At 47.6% G+C, this 16,123-nt stretch carries 17 protein-coding genes; 14 read left to right on the top strand and 3 right to left on the bottom strand.

What is annotated here, in order from left to right; translation table 11 throughout:
• Positions 1-138: 138 nt before the first annotated feature.
• Positions 139-1,722, bottom strand: coding sequence for an L-aspartate oxidase (gene nadB / locus VN23_RS04895; protein WP_046349929.1), 1,584 nt, complete (start codon positions 1,720-1,722; stop codon positions 139-141).
• A complete protein-coding gene (locus VN23_RS21700; RefSeq protein WP_156455118.1) occupies positions 1,709-1,873 on the bottom strand; it encodes a hypothetical protein in 165 nt (54 codons plus the stop codon). The genes nadB and VN23_RS21700 overlap by 14 nt, the downstream gene beginning before the upstream one ends.
• Before the next feature lie 5 nt (positions 1,874-1,878).
• Here VN23_RS21700 and rpoE point away from each other — a divergent pair, with 5 nt between their 5' ends.
• The 14 genes from rpoE (at position 1,879) to VN23_RS04965 (ending at position 14,120) form a co-directional block, all read left to right on the top strand.
• Positions 1,879-2,487 (top strand): RNA polymerase sigma factor RpoE, encoded by a 609-nt coding sequence (gene rpoE / locus VN23_RS04900; protein ID WP_046350178.1) that lies wholly within the window; start codon positions 1,879-1,881, stop codon positions 2,485-2,487.
• Positions 2,488-2,515: 28 nt separating this feature from the next.
• Positions 2,516-2,998: a sigma-E factor negative regulatory protein gene (locus VN23_RS04905; protein WP_052746359.1), complete on the top strand. Its 483-nt coding sequence runs from the start codon at positions 2,516-2,518 to the stop codon at positions 2,996-2,998.
• Positions 2,999-3,973, top strand: a complete 975-nt coding sequence (locus VN23_RS04910) for a MucB/RseB C-terminal domain-containing protein (protein WP_046349930.1) — start codon at positions 2,999-3,001, stop codon at positions 3,971-3,973. It abuts the gene before it with no gap.
• A 6-nt stretch (positions 3,974-3,979) separates the two neighbouring features.
• A complete protein-coding gene (locus VN23_RS04915) occupies positions 3,980-4,459 on the top strand; it encodes a SoxR reducing system RseC family protein (protein ID WP_046349931.1) in 480 nt (159 codons plus the stop codon).
• Complete coding sequence (locus tag VN23_RS04920; RefSeq protein ID WP_197433019.1) at positions 4,456-5,859, top strand: DegQ family serine endoprotease; 1,404 nt, start codon at positions 4,456-4,458, stop codon at positions 5,857-5,859. The genes VN23_RS04915 and VN23_RS04920 overlap by 4 nt, the downstream gene beginning before the upstream one ends.
• Entirely contained in the window at positions 5,856-6,101 is a 246-nt protein-coding gene (locus VN23_RS04925; RefSeq protein ID WP_197433020.1) for a glutaredoxin family protein, read from the top strand. Before VN23_RS04920 ends, VN23_RS04925 begins: the two co-directional genes overlap by 4 nt.
• 67 nt (positions 6,102-6,168) lie before the next feature.
• Entirely contained in the window at positions 6,169-7,962 is a 1,794-nt protein-coding gene (gene lepA / locus VN23_RS04930; RefSeq protein ID WP_046349932.1) for a translation elongation factor 4, read from the top strand.
• A 189-nt stretch (positions 7,963-8,151) separates the two neighbouring features.
• Positions 8,152-8,946, top strand: coding sequence for a signal peptidase I (gene lepB / locus VN23_RS04935; RefSeq protein WP_442905447.1), 795 nt, complete (start codon positions 8,152-8,154; stop codon positions 8,944-8,946).
• Between the two features lie 12 nt (positions 8,947-8,958).
• Positions 8,959-9,333, top strand: a complete 375-nt coding sequence (locus tag VN23_RS04940; RefSeq protein ID WP_046349933.1) for a DUF4845 domain-containing protein — start codon at positions 8,959-8,961, stop codon at positions 9,331-9,333.
• A 2-nt stretch (positions 9,334-9,335) separates the two neighbouring features.
• A complete protein-coding gene (gene rnc, locus VN23_RS04945) occupies positions 9,336-10,073 on the top strand; it encodes a ribonuclease III (protein WP_046349934.1) in 738 nt (245 codons plus the stop codon).
• Positions 10,070-10,996, top strand: a complete 927-nt coding sequence (gene era, locus VN23_RS04950) for a GTPase Era (protein WP_046349935.1) — start codon at positions 10,070-10,072, stop codon at positions 10,994-10,996. The genes rnc and era overlap by 4 nt, the downstream gene beginning before the upstream one ends.
• Before the next feature lie 5 nt (positions 10,997-11,001).
• A complete protein-coding gene (recO, locus tag VN23_RS04955) occupies positions 11,002-11,718 on the top strand; it encodes a DNA repair protein RecO (protein WP_046349936.1) in 717 nt (238 codons plus the stop codon).
• A gap of 308 nt (positions 11,719-12,026) precedes the next feature.
• Positions 12,027-12,395: an STAS/SEC14 domain-containing protein gene (locus VN23_RS04960; protein ID WP_046349937.1), complete on the top strand. Its 369-nt coding sequence runs from the start codon at positions 12,027-12,029 to the stop codon at positions 12,393-12,395.
• Between the two features lie 18 nt (positions 12,396-12,413).
• Positions 12,414-14,120: a hypothetical protein gene (locus tag VN23_RS04965; protein WP_046349938.1), complete on the top strand. Its 1,707-nt coding sequence runs from the start codon at positions 12,414-12,416 to the stop codon at positions 14,118-14,120.
• Positions 14,121-14,173: 53 nt separating this feature from the next.
• Here VN23_RS04965 and VN23_RS04970 read toward each other — a convergent pair whose 3' ends face one another.
• Positions 14,174-16,054, bottom strand: a complete 1,881-nt coding sequence (locus VN23_RS04970) for an MFS transporter (RefSeq protein ID WP_046349939.1) — start codon at positions 16,052-16,054, stop codon at positions 14,174-14,176.
• Positions 16,055-16,123 lie beyond the last annotated feature (69 nt).

Here is a 16,123-nt window from a genome sequence, read left to right on the forward strand (position 1 = left end):
GCAGGCTGGGTGATGGGCTAGAGTGGAGCGCTTAAAAAGTAGTTGTTTGTCGTTTACTTAAGGTCAATAGATCATCTACTCGCTAGGAGCCCAAAACCCCGCAGCTTGCGGGGTTTTGAGTTCTTTAAATCAGTACATTTAATCGGGGCTAAGGATGGTGCTTTTGGCTTCGCTTAACATGCCAGGGTAATCTCGGCTGTAGTGCAGGCCGCGGCTTTCTTTTCTATCCATGGCGCAGCGCACGATGAGCTCGGCAGATTGCACTAGATTACGCAGCTCAATTAAGTCGTTAGAGACGCGGAAGTTGCTGTAGTAATCGTCGATTTCATGTTGCAGCAATTCGATGCGGTGCAGGGCGCGCTCCAGGCGTTTGTTGGTGCGCACAATGCCGACGTAATCCCACATAAAGCGGCGTAATTCATCCCAGTTGTGCGAGATCACTACTTCTTCGTCGGGGTCGGTGACTTGGCTTTCGTCCCATTCGGGGATGTTGGGGCGATCGCTTGCGGGGGTTTGTAAGATGTCAGTGGCGGCGGCTTTGCCGAGCACCATGCATTCCAGTAAGGAGTTGGATGCCAGCCGATTGGCACCGTGCAGGCCGGTGCAGGCGACTTCGCCTACGGCATAGAGGCTGGCAACGTCGGTGCGGCCCGCCATATCGCTGACTACGCCGCCGCAGGTGTAGTGCGCAGCCGGTACAACGGGGATGGGTTCTTTGGTGATGTCGATGCCTAGCTCCAGGCAGCGCAGGTAGATATTGGGGAAGTGTTCTTTAATAAAGGCGGCGGGTTTATAGGAGATATCCAGATAAACGCAGTCAAAGCCACCTTTTTTCATTTCAAAGTCGATGGCGCGGGCCACGATATCGCGCGGGGCCAGCTCGGCACGTTCGTCGTGCTGGGGCATAAAGCGGGTGCCGTCAGGCAATCTTAATATGCCGCCTTCGCCGCGCACGGCTTCGGTAATTAAAAATGATTTAGCGTGCGGATGGTAAAGGCAGGTGGGGTGAAATTGGATGAATTCCATATTGGCTACGCGGCAACCTGCACGCCAGCCCATAGCAATGCCGTCGCCAGTCGCTACATCGGGGTTGGTGGTGTAAAGATAGACCTTGCCTGCGCCGCCACTGGCGAGCACGGTGGATTTGGCCACGATGGTTTCTACGCGGTCGGTTTCTTTATCATAAACATAGGCGCCGTAGCAGTGTTTCCCTTCGCGGCCTAGCTTTTGGTCGGTGATTAAATCAACGGCAATATGCGATTCAAGCACGGTGATATTGGGGTGGGCTGCTACTTTATGCGCCAGCGTGTCGATTACCGCTGCGCCGGTGGCATCGGCAGCATGGATAATGCGCCGGTGGCTGTGTCCGCCTTCGCGGGTGAGATGGTAGCCCTGATAAGCGCTGTCGCCTTCGGTGTCTTTAGTGAAAGGCACGCCCATTTGAATCAGCCAGTCGATCGCTTCTTTGGAGTGCTCTACAATAAAGCGCGTGCTGTCGTGATCGCACAGGCCAGCACCTGCAACATGGGTGTCACGAATATGCAGCTCTACACTATCGGTGCCATCCAGTACTGCGGCAATGCCGCCCTGTGCCCAGCCGCTGCCGCCGTCCCGCAGCTCGCGTTTGGTAATGAGGCCCACTTGGATATGGTCAGCTAAGTGCAAGGCCATGGTCATTCCGCCAAGGCCACTGCCAATGATTAGTGCATCAAATTCCCGCATCGCCGGTGTTCCATTGCCATAAAAATGGAATATTAACAGACGCCAGAGCGTCTTCGCCGTGTATAAAGCCAAATCTGTCAGCTTTTGTATGGGCTGACTTGATAAAAATCATGGGCAACCCCATGTAAGGGTAAATATCTTTTGGAGACATCTTTGATTCAGCGAAGCGATCGTGATATCGATCAGGAGCTTGTTCTACGGGCTCAGGCGGGAGATAAGCGAGCCTTTGAACTGTTGGTGGTAAAATACCAGCGGCGTGTCGCACGTCTTTTGTCGCGGCTGATTCGCGATCAGTCCGAGATCGAGGACGTGTCTCAAGAGTCGTTTATCAAGGCTTATCGTGCCTTGCCATCTTTTCGTGGCGAAAGTGCTTTTTATACTTGGCTTTATCGCATTGCGATTAATACGGCTAAAAACCACCTGGCGACTTTGGGTCGCCGTCCTCAGCTTGCCAGCATTTATGAAGATGAAGAAGGTGAGTCGCTGGATGCGGCTGCACAAATACCGGATTACCACACGCCTGAAACTGAACTCTCTAACCGCCAGATTGTCTCTACAGTGAATGCAGTGGTTGATGAGCTGCCCTCCGAATTACGGACCGCGATTACGCTGCGTGAAATGGATGGTTTAAGTTATGAAGATATTGCCGCAGTGATGAATTGCCCAATAGGTACGGTGCGTTCTCGGATTTTCCGCGCTCGTGAGGCCATTGCAAACAAGCTCAGGCCCATATTAGATGTCGTTGGAAAAGATAAGCGCTGGTAAGCTTCAAAGGATATGAGAGGGTAATGTGATGAAAGAAAAACTTTCCGCCTTCATGGATGGCGAGCTTGATGTGGCTGATGTTGATGCCTTGCTTGCTGAAATGAAACGAGTGCCTGCACTCAATAATGATTGGTATGATTGGCATCAGGTGAGTGATCACTTGCAAGAGCATCCCCTGTTGTCCCCTCAGTTTATGCAGCGTTTTTCTGCGCGGCTGGCGGCTGAGCCTACGGTGGTGGCCCCACAGCGTCTTAAACGTAGCTCAGTCATGAAAAAACTGCTGATTCCTTTGACTGCAGCCGCATCAATTGCCTTTGTGGGCGTGGCAGCATGGCAATCTAATACAACGTTTAATACTGCACCGGCTATGGTTGCGGTGCAAAACGTGAAGTCGCTTGATAAGCCGCCAGCTGTGCGTGCTTATCTGGCTGCGCATAGCCAGGAATCTGGCAATGTTCTGGCTGAGCGCGATATTGTCTATGCAGATTTTGCCACGGAGAATACGCGCTAAATGGGCGACTTGCGGGATAGATTAAAGCCTTTTGTGCTGTGCATGAGTTTGTTTTTGCCGGTAGGCGCTTTGGCGGCTTCAGAGATGAACAACGCCGATGCCGCTATTGTGTTAAACCGGATGTCGGCAGCGGCAAAACAGAATGATTTTCAGGGTTTATTTACTCACCAGCATGGCGATTCAACGGAAACATTCCGGATTGTGCATGTGGGGAGTGAAAACGTAGAAATTGAGCGACGAGAATCGCTGGACGGCCCTCGTCGTGAGTATTTTCGCAAGGGCGCTCAAGTTAGTATTTACCTGCCTTCTAAGCGTCCCATTTCTTTAGACCGGCGCTTTAGCTCTAAATTATTTCCGCAGCATTTGCCAGAAAACGCGGATTCGGTACTCCTTAATTACAAGCTTAAAAAAGTAGGAATGGAGCGGGTTGCAGGTTTAAACGCACAGATGTACGAGCTTGAGCCCAGAGACGTTTATCGCTTTCCCTTGCGCTTATGGATGCATACAGACAGTGGCTTAATATTGAAGTCTGAGCGCCTTGGGCCTTCTTCATTGCCGGGCGAGCTGTTTGTGTTTTCTGCGCTGGTCTTTGGCAAGGTTGATCGGGCTTTATTAACGCCGGTTAATCCGCTGCGTGCTGTGGTGATTGAATCTAATCAGGGAGTGGCAAGCGCGCCGATTGAGCCTGCATGGAAAATTGAGCATTTGCCTCGTGGTTTTCGCTTTATGAAGAGCGTGCAACGCACTTTGATTGGCAAAGAAATGCCGGTGGTGCAGCATCTTTATAGTGATGGCTTAGTGACGGTATCGGTCTTTTTAGAGCCCTCTGTCGCCGAGTCCAGAGAGGGTGCGTCTCATCAAGGCGCGATGCATATGTATGTGCGACAAGTTCAAGGCAAAATGGTGACGGTTTTAGGTGAAGTGCCTGCCGAAACAGTTAAAACATTTGCCCATGCTTTTAATCCCCGTTCGTGACCCCAAATGATTGAAACTCAAGCTCAGGTTGTGCAGCTGGATGGTAAACACGCATGGGTAAAAATCAAACCCCATACGCCTTGTGGCCAGTGTGATCCTGAAACAGGTTGCAAGGCGGCAGCAGTCAGCCGCTTATTTGCACAGGCGCAAGAAGGGTTTCGGGTTCAAAGCCCTTTGTCCTCTCAGGTTGGGGACTGGGTTACCGTATCGGTGGAAGAACATATGCTGTTAAAAAGTGCGGTATGGGCTTATGGTGTGCCGCTCCTTTTGCTGATTGCAGGGGCCGCTTTAGGCCAGTGGTTTGCACCACAAAATGCTGAGTATTCCGTATTGGGCGGTTTTTTAGGCTTTGTAATGGGTTTTGTGCTGCTGAAACAGCAGCACCAGCTGGCGGCATCTGCCGAACCAGTCATTGTGGCGAGTCAGGCTTCTGCTTCTAAAGACTCGCCGTTTCTTAGTCCTTGTCAGATGAAACGTAAACCATGATGAAAAAATTACTGATATGTTTAACTTTGGGCTTTGTTTCCGCCTCTGTTTCGGCCGCTTCAAATTTGCCTGATTTTACCCAGCTGGTCGAAAAAGAAGGCCGGGCGGTAGTGAATATTTCTACCACCTCCACCATCAAAGAGCAGCCGCAGCAAATGGGCGACGAAGATGGCATGGATATTTTTCGCCGCTTTGGTTTCCCTGTGCCGCGGATGTTGCCGCGTAACGGCCAGCAGCCGCGAGAGCGCCAGGCGCAGTCGCTCGGTTCAGGCTTTATCATGGCATCGGATGGCTATATTCTGACCAATGCGCATGTGATTGCTCAGGCCGATGAAATTACCGTTAAGTTAACGGATAAGCGCACTTTTAAAGCCAAGGTGATTGGTGTAGATGCCCGCACTGATGTGGCCTTACTCAAAATTGAAGCCACTGGCCTGCCTAAAGTTGCGCTAGGGGATGCGAATAAGCTGAAAGTGGGTGAGTGGGTGGTGGCGATTGGTTCACCTTTTGGCTTTGAAAATACGGTGACTGCCGGGATTGTTTCAGCGAAGGGTCGCAGTCTGCCCGATGAAACCTTTGTGCCCTTTATTCAAACTGATGTAGCGATTAACCCCGGTAATTCAGGCGGTCCATTGTTTAATATGGCTGGTGAAGTGGTAGGGATTAACTCGCAAATTTATAGCCGCTCGGGTGGCTTTATGGGCTTATCGTTCTCGATACCGGTTGATGTGGTGATGAAGGTTGCAGATGAGCTGAAAGCCACTGGCAAAGTCACACGGGGCCGTATTGGTGTGGCGATTCAAGAGTTGAATGACGATCTGGCCAAGAGCTTTGGCCTGAGCAAAATTAATGGCACCTTGCTGGCTAGTGTAGAGAAAGACGGCCCCGCAGATAAGGCGGGTCTGAAGCCGGGGGATGTGATTCTTAAATTTAATGGTCAGGCTATTAGCACTGCTAGCGATTTGCCTAAGTTTGTGGCATCAGTGCGCCCGGGCACTAAAGTCCCCGTGCAAATCTGGCGTGATAAAACTTTGCGTGATGTGAGTGTAACAATCGGCGTGCTTGAGCAATCTGATCGCACTACAGCAGAGCGCGAGTATCGTGGTAATCAAAATGATGAAGGGGGCCGCTTCGGTTTGTCCTTGCAGGCGGTCGATGCCGCACAGCTGAAAGCGATGGGCTTGAAGTTTGCTGTGCTGGTGCAGGCAGCGCGTGGCTCGGCTGCTAAAGCAGGTTTACAAGGCGGTGATTTGATTGTGGGCGTCGCCAATCAGGAACTAGCCAGCTTAAATCAGCTCAAGCAAGCGCTGACCTCATTAAAGCCCAATGAAGCAACGGCTTTGCGCGTGATTCGAGGGGATGCCTCAATGTTCCTTACTTTGCGTGCACCTGCTAAATGATTCAGCTTAAGCTATACGGTAGGGAATATTGCGGTTTGTGCCTGGTGATGCGAGATCTTCTGCAGCAGCAGGCGCAGGCTGCGGGTTTTGAGTTGGAGTGGATTGATATCGAAGATATCGACCATTTAGAAGAAAAATATGGTGAGTGGGTGCCCGTTTTAGCTGGCTCGGACGGGGTAGAAATTTGCCATTACCACCTCGATCAAGCGGCTCTTGATGCCTATATTGCTAATTTCCGTTAAAATCAGTCAAAATTAATATTTGGGGTACGATCGCGTACCCCTTTTTCGTGAAATATCTGGCAGGCCAATGGATCATATTCGTAATTTCTCGATCATCGCTCACATCGATCACGGCAAAAGCACGCTGGCTGATCGCTTTATCCAATTCTGCGGCGGCTTAGAGCTGCGCGAGATGAGCGCGCAAGTGCTCGACTCGATGGATATCGAAAAAGAGCGTGGTATCACGATTAAGGCGCAGACTGCTGCGCTAAGCTACAAAGCCCGTAATGGTGAGATTTATAATCTTAATCTGATCGACACCCCCGGACACGTTGACTTCTCGTATGAAGTCAGCCGTTCCTTGGCTGCCTGCGAAGGTGCGCTGCTGGTGGTTGATGCCTCGCAAGGTGTTGAAGCGCAAACGGTGGCTAACTGCTATACCGCGCTGGAGCAAGGTGTGGAGGTGGTGGCGGTTTTAAATAAAATCGACTTGCCTGCGGCCGATCCTGAGCGTGTAATTCAAGAAATTGAAGACATCATCGGGATTGAAGCGACAGATGCAGTGCATGCTTCTGCCAAAAGCGGCATTGGTATTGAAGATATTCTGGAATCGCTGATTGTTAAGGTGCCGCCGCCTAAAGGTAATCCAACGGGGCCGCTAAAAGCCCTGATCATTGACTCGTGGTTTGATAACTACGTTGGCGTGGTGATGTTGGTGCGTGTGGTCGATGGCCAGATTAGCCCGAAAGAAAAAATCATGTTTATGTCGAATAAGTCGCAGCATCTTTGCGAACAAGTCGGTGTATTCACGCCTAAAACAGTGCAAAGAACCGTGCTGAAAGCGGGTGAAGTGGGCTTTATTATTGCGGGGATTAAAGAAATCTCCAATGCAAAGGTTGGGGATACCATTACCACGGCCAAAGAGCCTGCTACTGAGCCTTTGCCTGGTTTTAAAGAAGTAAAATCACAGGTGTTCGCGGGTTTATACCCGATCGAAGGCCATGATTACGAAAAGCTGCGTGATGCTTTAGAAAAACTGAAGCTAAACGATGCGTCTTTGCATTACGAGCCTGAAGTTTCGCAAGCGCTAGGTTTTGGTTTTCGTTGTGGCTTCTTAGGCTTATTGCACTTAGAAATCGTGCAAGAGCGCTTAGAGCGCGAATTTGATATGGATCTGATTACCACTGCGCCGACGGTGGTGTATGAGTTGCTACTCAAATCGGGCGAAGTGGTGCATGTAGAAAATCCGTCTAAACTGCCGGATCCTTCAAAGTACGAAGAAATTCGTGAGCCGATTATTACCGCCACCATCTTAGTGCCGCATGATTATGTGGGCGCGGTGATGACGCTGTGTAATCAAAAGCGCGGTAATCAACGCAATATGCAATATATGGGCCGTCAGGTGATGCTGAGCTACGATCTGCCGATGGCAGAAGTGGTGATGGATTTCTTTGATCGTTTGAAGTCAGTTAGCCGTGGCTATGCGTCCTTGGATTACGATTTTAAAGAATTCCAAGTGGCCGATTTGATTAAGCTCGATGTCTTGGTCAATAGCGAGCGAGTAGATGCTTTAAGCTTGATTATTCACCGCAGCAGTAGCCAGTATCGCGGCCGTGAGCTGGTCGCTAAAATGCGCGAGCTGATTCCGCGTCAAATGTATGACGTGGCGATTCAAGCTGCGATTGGTAGCCAGATTGTGGCGCGTGAAACGGTCAAAGCCACGCGTAAAGATGTATTGGCAAAATGTTATGGTGGCGACGTTTCGCGTAAGCGTAAACTGCTCGACAAGCAAAAAGCGGGTAAGAAGCGCATGAAGCAAGTCGGCAACGTTGAAATCCCACAAGAAGCCTTCCTTGCGATCTTGCAAGTGAGCGATAAGTAATACGTATTTTAAAAAGGAAAACGGATGAACTGGTTGTTTCTCGGAATTGTTTTCGTCATTTTAGGGCCGGTGCTGGTGGCAATAGGTGCCAAGCATGAACGTAAAGGCAGTGAGCCACCTTCTTTAGTGCAGTACGGCTATCTTTGTGTGGTGATGGGGCTATTTATTGTCTTGGTGCAATATTGTTCTATCTCTGCGGCAATGCTGATTTTTGTATTGGTGACGGGAGTGATCTGGGGTCTGGATCGGTTTGTCTGGGGAAAGAAGCGCGGCGAAAAGCCAGTGGCGGATTGGGTTGAATATGGCCGTGGTTTCTTTCCTGTTCTGTTGGCTGTTTTTGTATTGCGCTCATTCCTTGTAGAGCCATTTCAAATCCCATCTAGCTCAATGCGCCCTGGTCTAGTGGTTGGCGATTTTATTCTGGTGAATAAATTCGCTTATGGTTTGCGCACGCCCGTTATTAATAATGTGATGATTCCCGTGGGCAAGCCAGAGCACGGCGATGTGATGGTATTTAATTACCCGGAAAACCCATCGCTTAATTATATTAAGCGAGTGATTGGTTTGCCGGGGGACACCGTTGAATATCGTAATAAGAAATTAACTGTGAATGGCCAGGCTGTACCCACGACTGATATGCCGGATCATGAATACGTTGAGCAGGGCACTTACCTGATTAACAATAAGCAATACAATGAAAAGTTGGGCAAGCACGATTATTCAACTTTAGCGATGGCCGATGTGCCTTCGGTTAATTTGGGTGAAGTACGCGATTTTCCATATAGAGAAAATTGCCGCTATGATGAAGAAGGCTTTAGCTGCAAAGTGCCAGAAGGCAATTTCTTTATGATGGGTGATAATCGCGATCATAGTGCTGATGGGCGTTATTGGGGCTTTGTTCCGGATAAATATGTAGTGGGTAAAGCTTTTCTTGTATGGCTTAATTTTAAGGATTTGGGGCGCGTTGGCACCTCAATTCGCTAAAGGAAATCAATAATGCTTAATCGCCAGCGTGGTTTGTCTTTCGGTACGTTTTTAATGCTCTCTATTGTTTTAGTGGTTGCTGCAATTACAGTGCTTAAAGTCGTTCCTACTTATGTGGAATATTTTACAGTTAAAAAAGCAATTGAGCGCACTGTGAAAGAGTATGGCGCGCAGCCACCTGCTGCAATTAAAGAAGGTTTTATGCGGCAGGCGTCGGTTGATAATATTCGTGATATCAGTGCTTCTGAATTGCAAGTGACTCAAGTAAGCAGTGGTACGACGATCAGTTTAAGCTACGAGCGGGTTGTTCCGGTTGTGGGAAATATGAGTCTGTTGTTCGCTTTTGAAATCCAAAAATCGAATACGCAGCAAGCTGCGGGTAATTAGTCGTGAGTGTTGTTCTTCCCCCAGAGCGCCTTTTAAGGGTGCTCTCTTATTCTTTTAAAGAGCCCAAACTCTTTAAGCAGGCTTTAACGCATCGTAGTTTTTCATCTACACATAATGAGCGTTTAGAGTTTATTGGCGATGGCATTTTAAATTCGCTGATTGCACGTGCTTTGTATCAAACTTTCCCTAAATTACCCGAGGGCGACTTATCACGCTTAAGGGCCAGCTTAGTGCGGCAAGAGGCTTTGGCCAGCATTGCCACTGAGCTTAATTTAGGTGATTTTATCTGGCTGGGTGAGGGTGAGCTTAAAAGCGGGGGGCATCGCCGCCCCTCTATTTTAGCCGACGCACTAGAGGCTATTTTGGGTGCTATCTGGTTAGATGGTGGTTTTGATGCAGTGGCTGCTGTGGTTGAAGCTCTATTTGCCTCCAGAATCGCTGCCATTGATCCGCTGCTTGGTGCAAAAGATGCCAAGACCAGCTTGCAAGAGTGGTTGCAAGCCCGCCGCTATACGCTGCCGGCGTACACTATTCTTAGGCAGGATGGCGAATCACCCGATCAAATTTTTGAAGTGAGCTGTTGCATTGTAGAAGTTAAATTACTCACCAAAGGCGTTGGCACAAGTCGCCGCGCTGCTGAGCAACTAGCTGCTGAATCAGCTCTCACCATTTTGCAGGATAAATTCCCGCTAAAAAGTAAACACGCTGCACTATTAGCAGCTAAAGGTAAACGCTCATGAGCGAGATAGAACTTCAAAACGAAGCAAACGATTTTCGTTGTGGCTTTGTGGCCATTGTGGGCCGCCCGAATGTGGGTAAATCAACGCTGCTGAATCAATTGATTGGGCAAAAGATCAGCATTACATCGCGTAAAGCACAGACGACGCGTCACCGCATTACCGGTGTGCATAGTTCTGAAACTGCGCAATTTGTATTTGTAGATACGCCCGGCTTTCAAACCAAGTATCAGAATGCTTTAAATCAAGCCATGAACCGTAGCGTGACCAGCACGCTGGCTGATGTGGATGTGATTTTATACGTGATTGAAGCAGGTTATTTTAGCGCGGCAGACGAGGAAGTCTTAAAGCTGCTGCCGGATAATCGCCCTGTGCTTTTAGTGCTCAATAAAATTGACGAGCTAAAAGATAAAAATGAAATGTTCCCCTTTATCGAAGCGATGAATGAGCGTTTTAAATTTCACGCTATCGTGCCGATTTCTGCACAAAAAAACCTCAGCGTTGATGTTCTGCTGAAAGTGGTAGAGCCACTTTTGCCAAAATCTGTACCTTTATACGATGTAGATCAAGTGACCGATCGCAATGAGCGTTTTTTGGCTGCAGAAATCATTCGTGAAAAGATTTTCCGCCTGATGGGTGAAGAGTTGCCTTATTCGATGACGGTAGAAATCGAGAAGTTCGAAGATGGCGAAACCAGAGATGGCCGCGAGTTGCGCCGCATTCATGCCGCTGTATTGGTGGATAGGGATGGGCAAAAAGCCATGCTGATCGGCCAGAATGGTGAAAAGCTAAAACGTATCGCCACCGAAGCACGGCAGGATATGGAAAAACTCTTTGACGCCAAAGTGTTTTTAGAAGTTTGGGTTAAAGTAAAAAGCGGCTGGGCGGATGATACTCGTCTCGTTCGCCAGTACGGCTACGAATAAAATCCGTGGCAAGACCTAAGCAACGCATTGATATTCAGGCGGCCTTTGTACTGCATCAGTACCCTTACAAAGAAACCAGCCGCCTGCTTGATGTGTTTAGCCGGGATCATGGCCGAGTCATGATGGTGGCCCGGGGTGCTCAACGCCCCGGCTCGCAGCTTCGTAGTATTTTACTGAGCTTTCAGCCTGTGCTTTTATCCTGGTTCGGTGTGGGGGAGCTCAAAACTCTGCACTCTGCAGATTGGCAGGGAGGAATTCCACAGCTCACTGGTTTGCCTCTGCTCTGCGGCTTTTATCTTAATGAGCTTCTCCTGCGTCTTTTACCCCGTGATGAACCGCATGCCATGCTTTTTGCCAGTTATTTTGAGGCAATCAGAGCGTTATCGCACTTGCCTGCCGATGGTGCAGGTGTAGAGCCTGTCTTGCGTGAGTTTGAGCGTATTTTGCTGGATGAAATGGGCTATGGCGCAGATTGGCGGTATTGTGCGGATCGGCCTGTAGAAGCAGCGCAGCGCTATAGTTTTGACCCGACGATGGGCGTTATCCCTGTGCAGGCGCATTTGCCTCAATACGATGGCAAAGCCTTACTTGCGTTTGCAGAAGGGGATTATGCCAGTGTGGCTGTGCAAGGAAAGCTACTGATGAGACAAGCGTTTGCTGCTATTTTAGGCGATAGCCCTTTACATACCCGTCAGTTACTGATTGATTTGCAAAAGCTATAAATAGGATGATGGCTTAAAGCGCATTATTTTTACTTGTATTATCGAATTCTGATAATGAATATTATAAATTGCCTATACTAAAATCAGCCTAATTTGGCGTGTAACTATTTAATAGCGTGTTCGAGAAAAACACAGTGCGTTTGTGTATAAAATAAATGTGAAGCGCAAGCATGTATGCGAATAGATGGTATAAATTATTAAAATAGATGTAATCCTTGTCGGGGTAGGTGAAAGCTCAGTAAACTAAGAGGAAGAAATTGTTTTAGGTTTGCTCTGTATTCGTAAGTTTACCTATAAGGGAGTTCGTGATGATTAGCATTTCACATGAAAATGATTATATCCAGACTGCAGTTTTTGGTGAATTTACCTTGCAGGATTATCGCGAATTTGAACAGGCTGTTCTTTATCAGTCTGAATTTCATGGTCCTGTGGCATTGCTATTTGATTTACACGAAATGCTGAGCTATACGCTTGACATGGCTTTAGAAGAAATTAAGTTTGTCCGTGCACACGGGAAAATATTCCAGCGTGTGGCCGTCGTGAGTTCTGATCAATGGGTGACTTGGTCTGCATGGATTAGTCGTCTATTTACAGATGCAGAAATTGGCATGTTTACGGATGCTGATGATGCTAAAACCTGGCTTGCTCAAGAATCTGCCCCTGATGGGTCGAACTAATGCCTGATAGGCGATTTTATGCGTAATTTTCTGACTGCCATTTTTTCTAAGGATAAATCGCCATTTGTAAATGCGAAAGCGGCTACAGCATGGTGCAAACGTCTGCAAGAAATTGATATGCAATCCCAGCATTTAAAAATTCATGCTGCCGTAACTGCTTTTGTGAGCGAGGAAAGGCCGACTACTTTGGATAGCCTTTCTGCTCTGCTATTGATTGATGATGCAGCTCAGCCATCGTATGAAGCCGTGTGTTATCAATATATTGCTAATCCACGCATGTCTAAAGATATTGAAAGCCGCTTGTGGAAGCAAATTACTAGTTTTGCTGTGGATATGGCTGGAATTTATCAGCGGTTTGTGCAGTCTGAAACGGAAAGTGGCAAAAAAGCTGAATTTGCATTGCTTATGCCAAAAGTATTGGCACGCAGCCTGCACTATTTATCAATTCAAGCTAAATGGCATTATTTTCGCTTTGAAAAGGTGCCGTCTAAATTATGGACATTATCTCATCAGCTCTATCGCCTTTCCGAAATAGAAGGCTGTGACAGTAATCCTTTCCCTCTTTATACCTCTCATGCTCAAGAGGTGACGTCTTGCGCAGATGAATATATTCAAATGCTGATGCTGGGGTCTTTATCCAATAATAATTTATCTGTACGGCAAATTGATTGGGTCGATCAATGGCTGAATCAATGGTCTAAATTAATTCAAATGTCACGCAAGTTTCAGGAAGGCCGCTACCACTTATGTGTGAATTTGCAAGCGCCTGAGGGCGTGCAAAAAATTCAGGCTGAAAGTGAAGGCGAGCCGTTCCGGTATTGGGGCTTGCATGATTTGATGCATGAATTAGAAGAGACTTTACGTCGTTTAGAAAATGGCGCGACGCCGCGCGATTTAGGTATGGGCAAAGAATGCCCAGCACCCTTGGCTGTTGAGCTATTAAAGCATCTTGATATTTTTTGGTTAATGAGTATTCGTAATAGCGTCGTGCAAAGAAGTGAACGCAAGAAAGTCGCTAAAATTGCCGATATTATCAGCGGCTTAGATTCGATTATTGGCCACGTGCGCCTAGATAATGATAAAAATGTCAGAAAAGCTTCGGCAGATGGGCGCGGGCAGGTTGATTATGATGAAATCATGGATATGCGCCTCTATGGTTTTGTTTCAACACGAACCAAAGAAAAAACCACGCCTAATAAAATAGTTGAAAATAAACAAAACGATTGGCATGTTTGGAATATTGAGAATGAAAGCGTGGGTGGCTATGGCGCTGTTGTTCATCTTTCTGAAAATGAATGGGTCAGGCCCGGGCTTTTAGTGGCAAACCGGCTTGGTCGGCAGGAAAACTGGCATTTAGGCGTGATCCGGCGTTTAAATCGCCTTGGCGATGACGAAGTTTATGTCGGGATTCAGTCGCTGGCGCTCTCTCCCATTGCTGTTAGTTTATATATGGAAAAAGAAGAGCGTAAAGAGCAAATTTCTCTCGCGGAAGATTCTACTTTAGGTGTGGCGGATTTACCCAATATCCGCACGGCGCTCTATTTGCCGCATCAAATTGATGGCAAAAATGTAAATACCCTGATTTTGCATTCTGCTGATTACGGCACGGATAAAATATACCGGGTGCAGGCGCGTGAGCGTGTATTTATGGTGCGATTAGGGTCGGTGATAGAAAAGGGCGTAGATTGGATTTGGGTCACTGTATTTGTAATTAGCCAGGAATAGGGCTTATCTCTTTAAAGCAAAAACCAGCCAGAGCATTGCTCTGGCTGGTTTTTTTATTGCCGGTCGGCTCGCAATATTCTCACTTGCTGCTCCAGATATTGGCGGTTTGCCAATTCAGCCGGAACAGGCTCGCCCACAATAAAGCCAATTTTTGCCCAGATACTACTCGGCATCTTCATCATGGCTGCGCCGTCTTTACGGCTAAAGAAACTACCCCACAAGCCTTGCAAGGCAATGGGAATAACCGGTACAGGCGTGCGTTTAATAATCTCATCAATGCCGGGTTTAAATGTATTAATTTCACCGGTATGCGTGATTTTTCCTTCAGGAAAAATACAAATGATTTCGCCGTCATTTAAATATTGAGCCACTTTATCAAAGGCCTGCTCCTTCATATTCGGGTCTTCGCGCATTGGGGCAATCGGGATCGTGCCTGCCGTGCGGAAAATGAAATTGAGGATTGGGATTTTAAAAATGCGGTGATCCATCACAAAGCGTACAGGGCGTCGCACTGCACCTGCAATAATCATGGCATCCATAAAGCTCACATGATTGCAAACCAGCACGCAAGGGCCTTCATCGGGGATATTATCTAGGCCTTGATGGCGCACCCGATAGAGTGTGTGGGTCATAATCCACACTAAAAAGCGCATCATAAATTCTGGAATTAAAGTGTAGATATAAATAGACACGCCAATATTCATCAGCGCCACAATCAGTAACAGACCACGGATAGATACACCGCTGCTTAATAGCGCAATACTCATCCCCGCCGCTATGACCATAAACAGCGAATTCATAATGTTATTGGCCGCAATTGCGCGTGAGGTAAATTCTTTTTCTGTACGAATTTGCACGAGTGCATAAAGTGGCACAATAAATAAACCACCAAACACACCCATCAGGCCAATATCAGCCATGATGCGCCAATGGGATGCCAGGCTAATAAATTCGGTTAGTGTGTAATGAGTATTTGTTGGTTGGCCAATGGCAAAAAAGAGATCAATGCCAAAGAAAGAGAGGCCTAAAGAGCCAAAGGGGACTAAACCTAGTTCAATTTTGCGGCCAGAGAGTTGCTCGCAAAGCACCGAGCCCAGGCCTACGCCAATTGAAAAAAGCGCAACCAGCAGGGTATAGACTGAAGCATCGCCTCCAAGAATATTCTTAGATAAGCTGGGTAGTTGGGTTAAATACACCGCACCAAAAAACCAGAACCATGAAATCCCTAATAGGCTGTTAAATACGGTTTTATTTTGTTTTACATGTTTAATAATTTGCCATGTTTCAACAAATACATTCCAGTTTATTTTAAGGTCTTTAACGGGGGCAGGAGCAGCGGGCATGCTGCGGCTGCTCAGCCAGCCTAAAACAGCCACACCTAGGCAGGCCCAGATAATTAAAGATTCCCCATGCGGTTGATGTTGGATAATCATGGTGCCGGCAATTTGCCCTAAAAGAATGGCGACAAAAGTGCCCATTTCAATCAGGCCATTGCCGCCCAGTAGTTCTTTGTCTTTTAAATATTGCGGCAAAATGGAGTATTTTAATGGGCCAAAAAGGGCTGAGTGCACGCCCATCATAAATAAGCAGCTCATTAAAATGGTTGCGTCTTTTAGCCAGAAGCCAATGCCTGCAGCCAGCATAATACCGATTTCCATCATTTTCACCCATTGGGCGACGCGGGCTTTATCGTATTTCTCCGCTAATTGCCCCGCAAAAGATGAAAACAGGAAAAAAGGCAGAATAAAAATACCCGCTGCGGCATTCACGAGTGCGCTGGCGCTGAGCCCCGCAGTAGACAGGCCGTGAAAGGTGATCATTACCAATAAGGCATTTTTAAATAAATTATCATTAAATGCCCCGAGCGACTGCGTAATAAACAGGGGCAAGAAACGACGGGATTTAAGGAGGTCGAACTGGTTTGTTTGGTGCATAAAATCTTATCCGCAGGGAACTGCGCCCAAGTCTAACTGAGAAGGGGGTGTTATAGAACGGCTTTTTGC

This window comes from Janthinobacterium sp. B9-8 (assembly GCF_000969645.2).
Lineage (GTDB): Bacteria > Pseudomonadota > Gammaproteobacteria > Burkholderiales > Chitinibacteraceae > Iodobacter.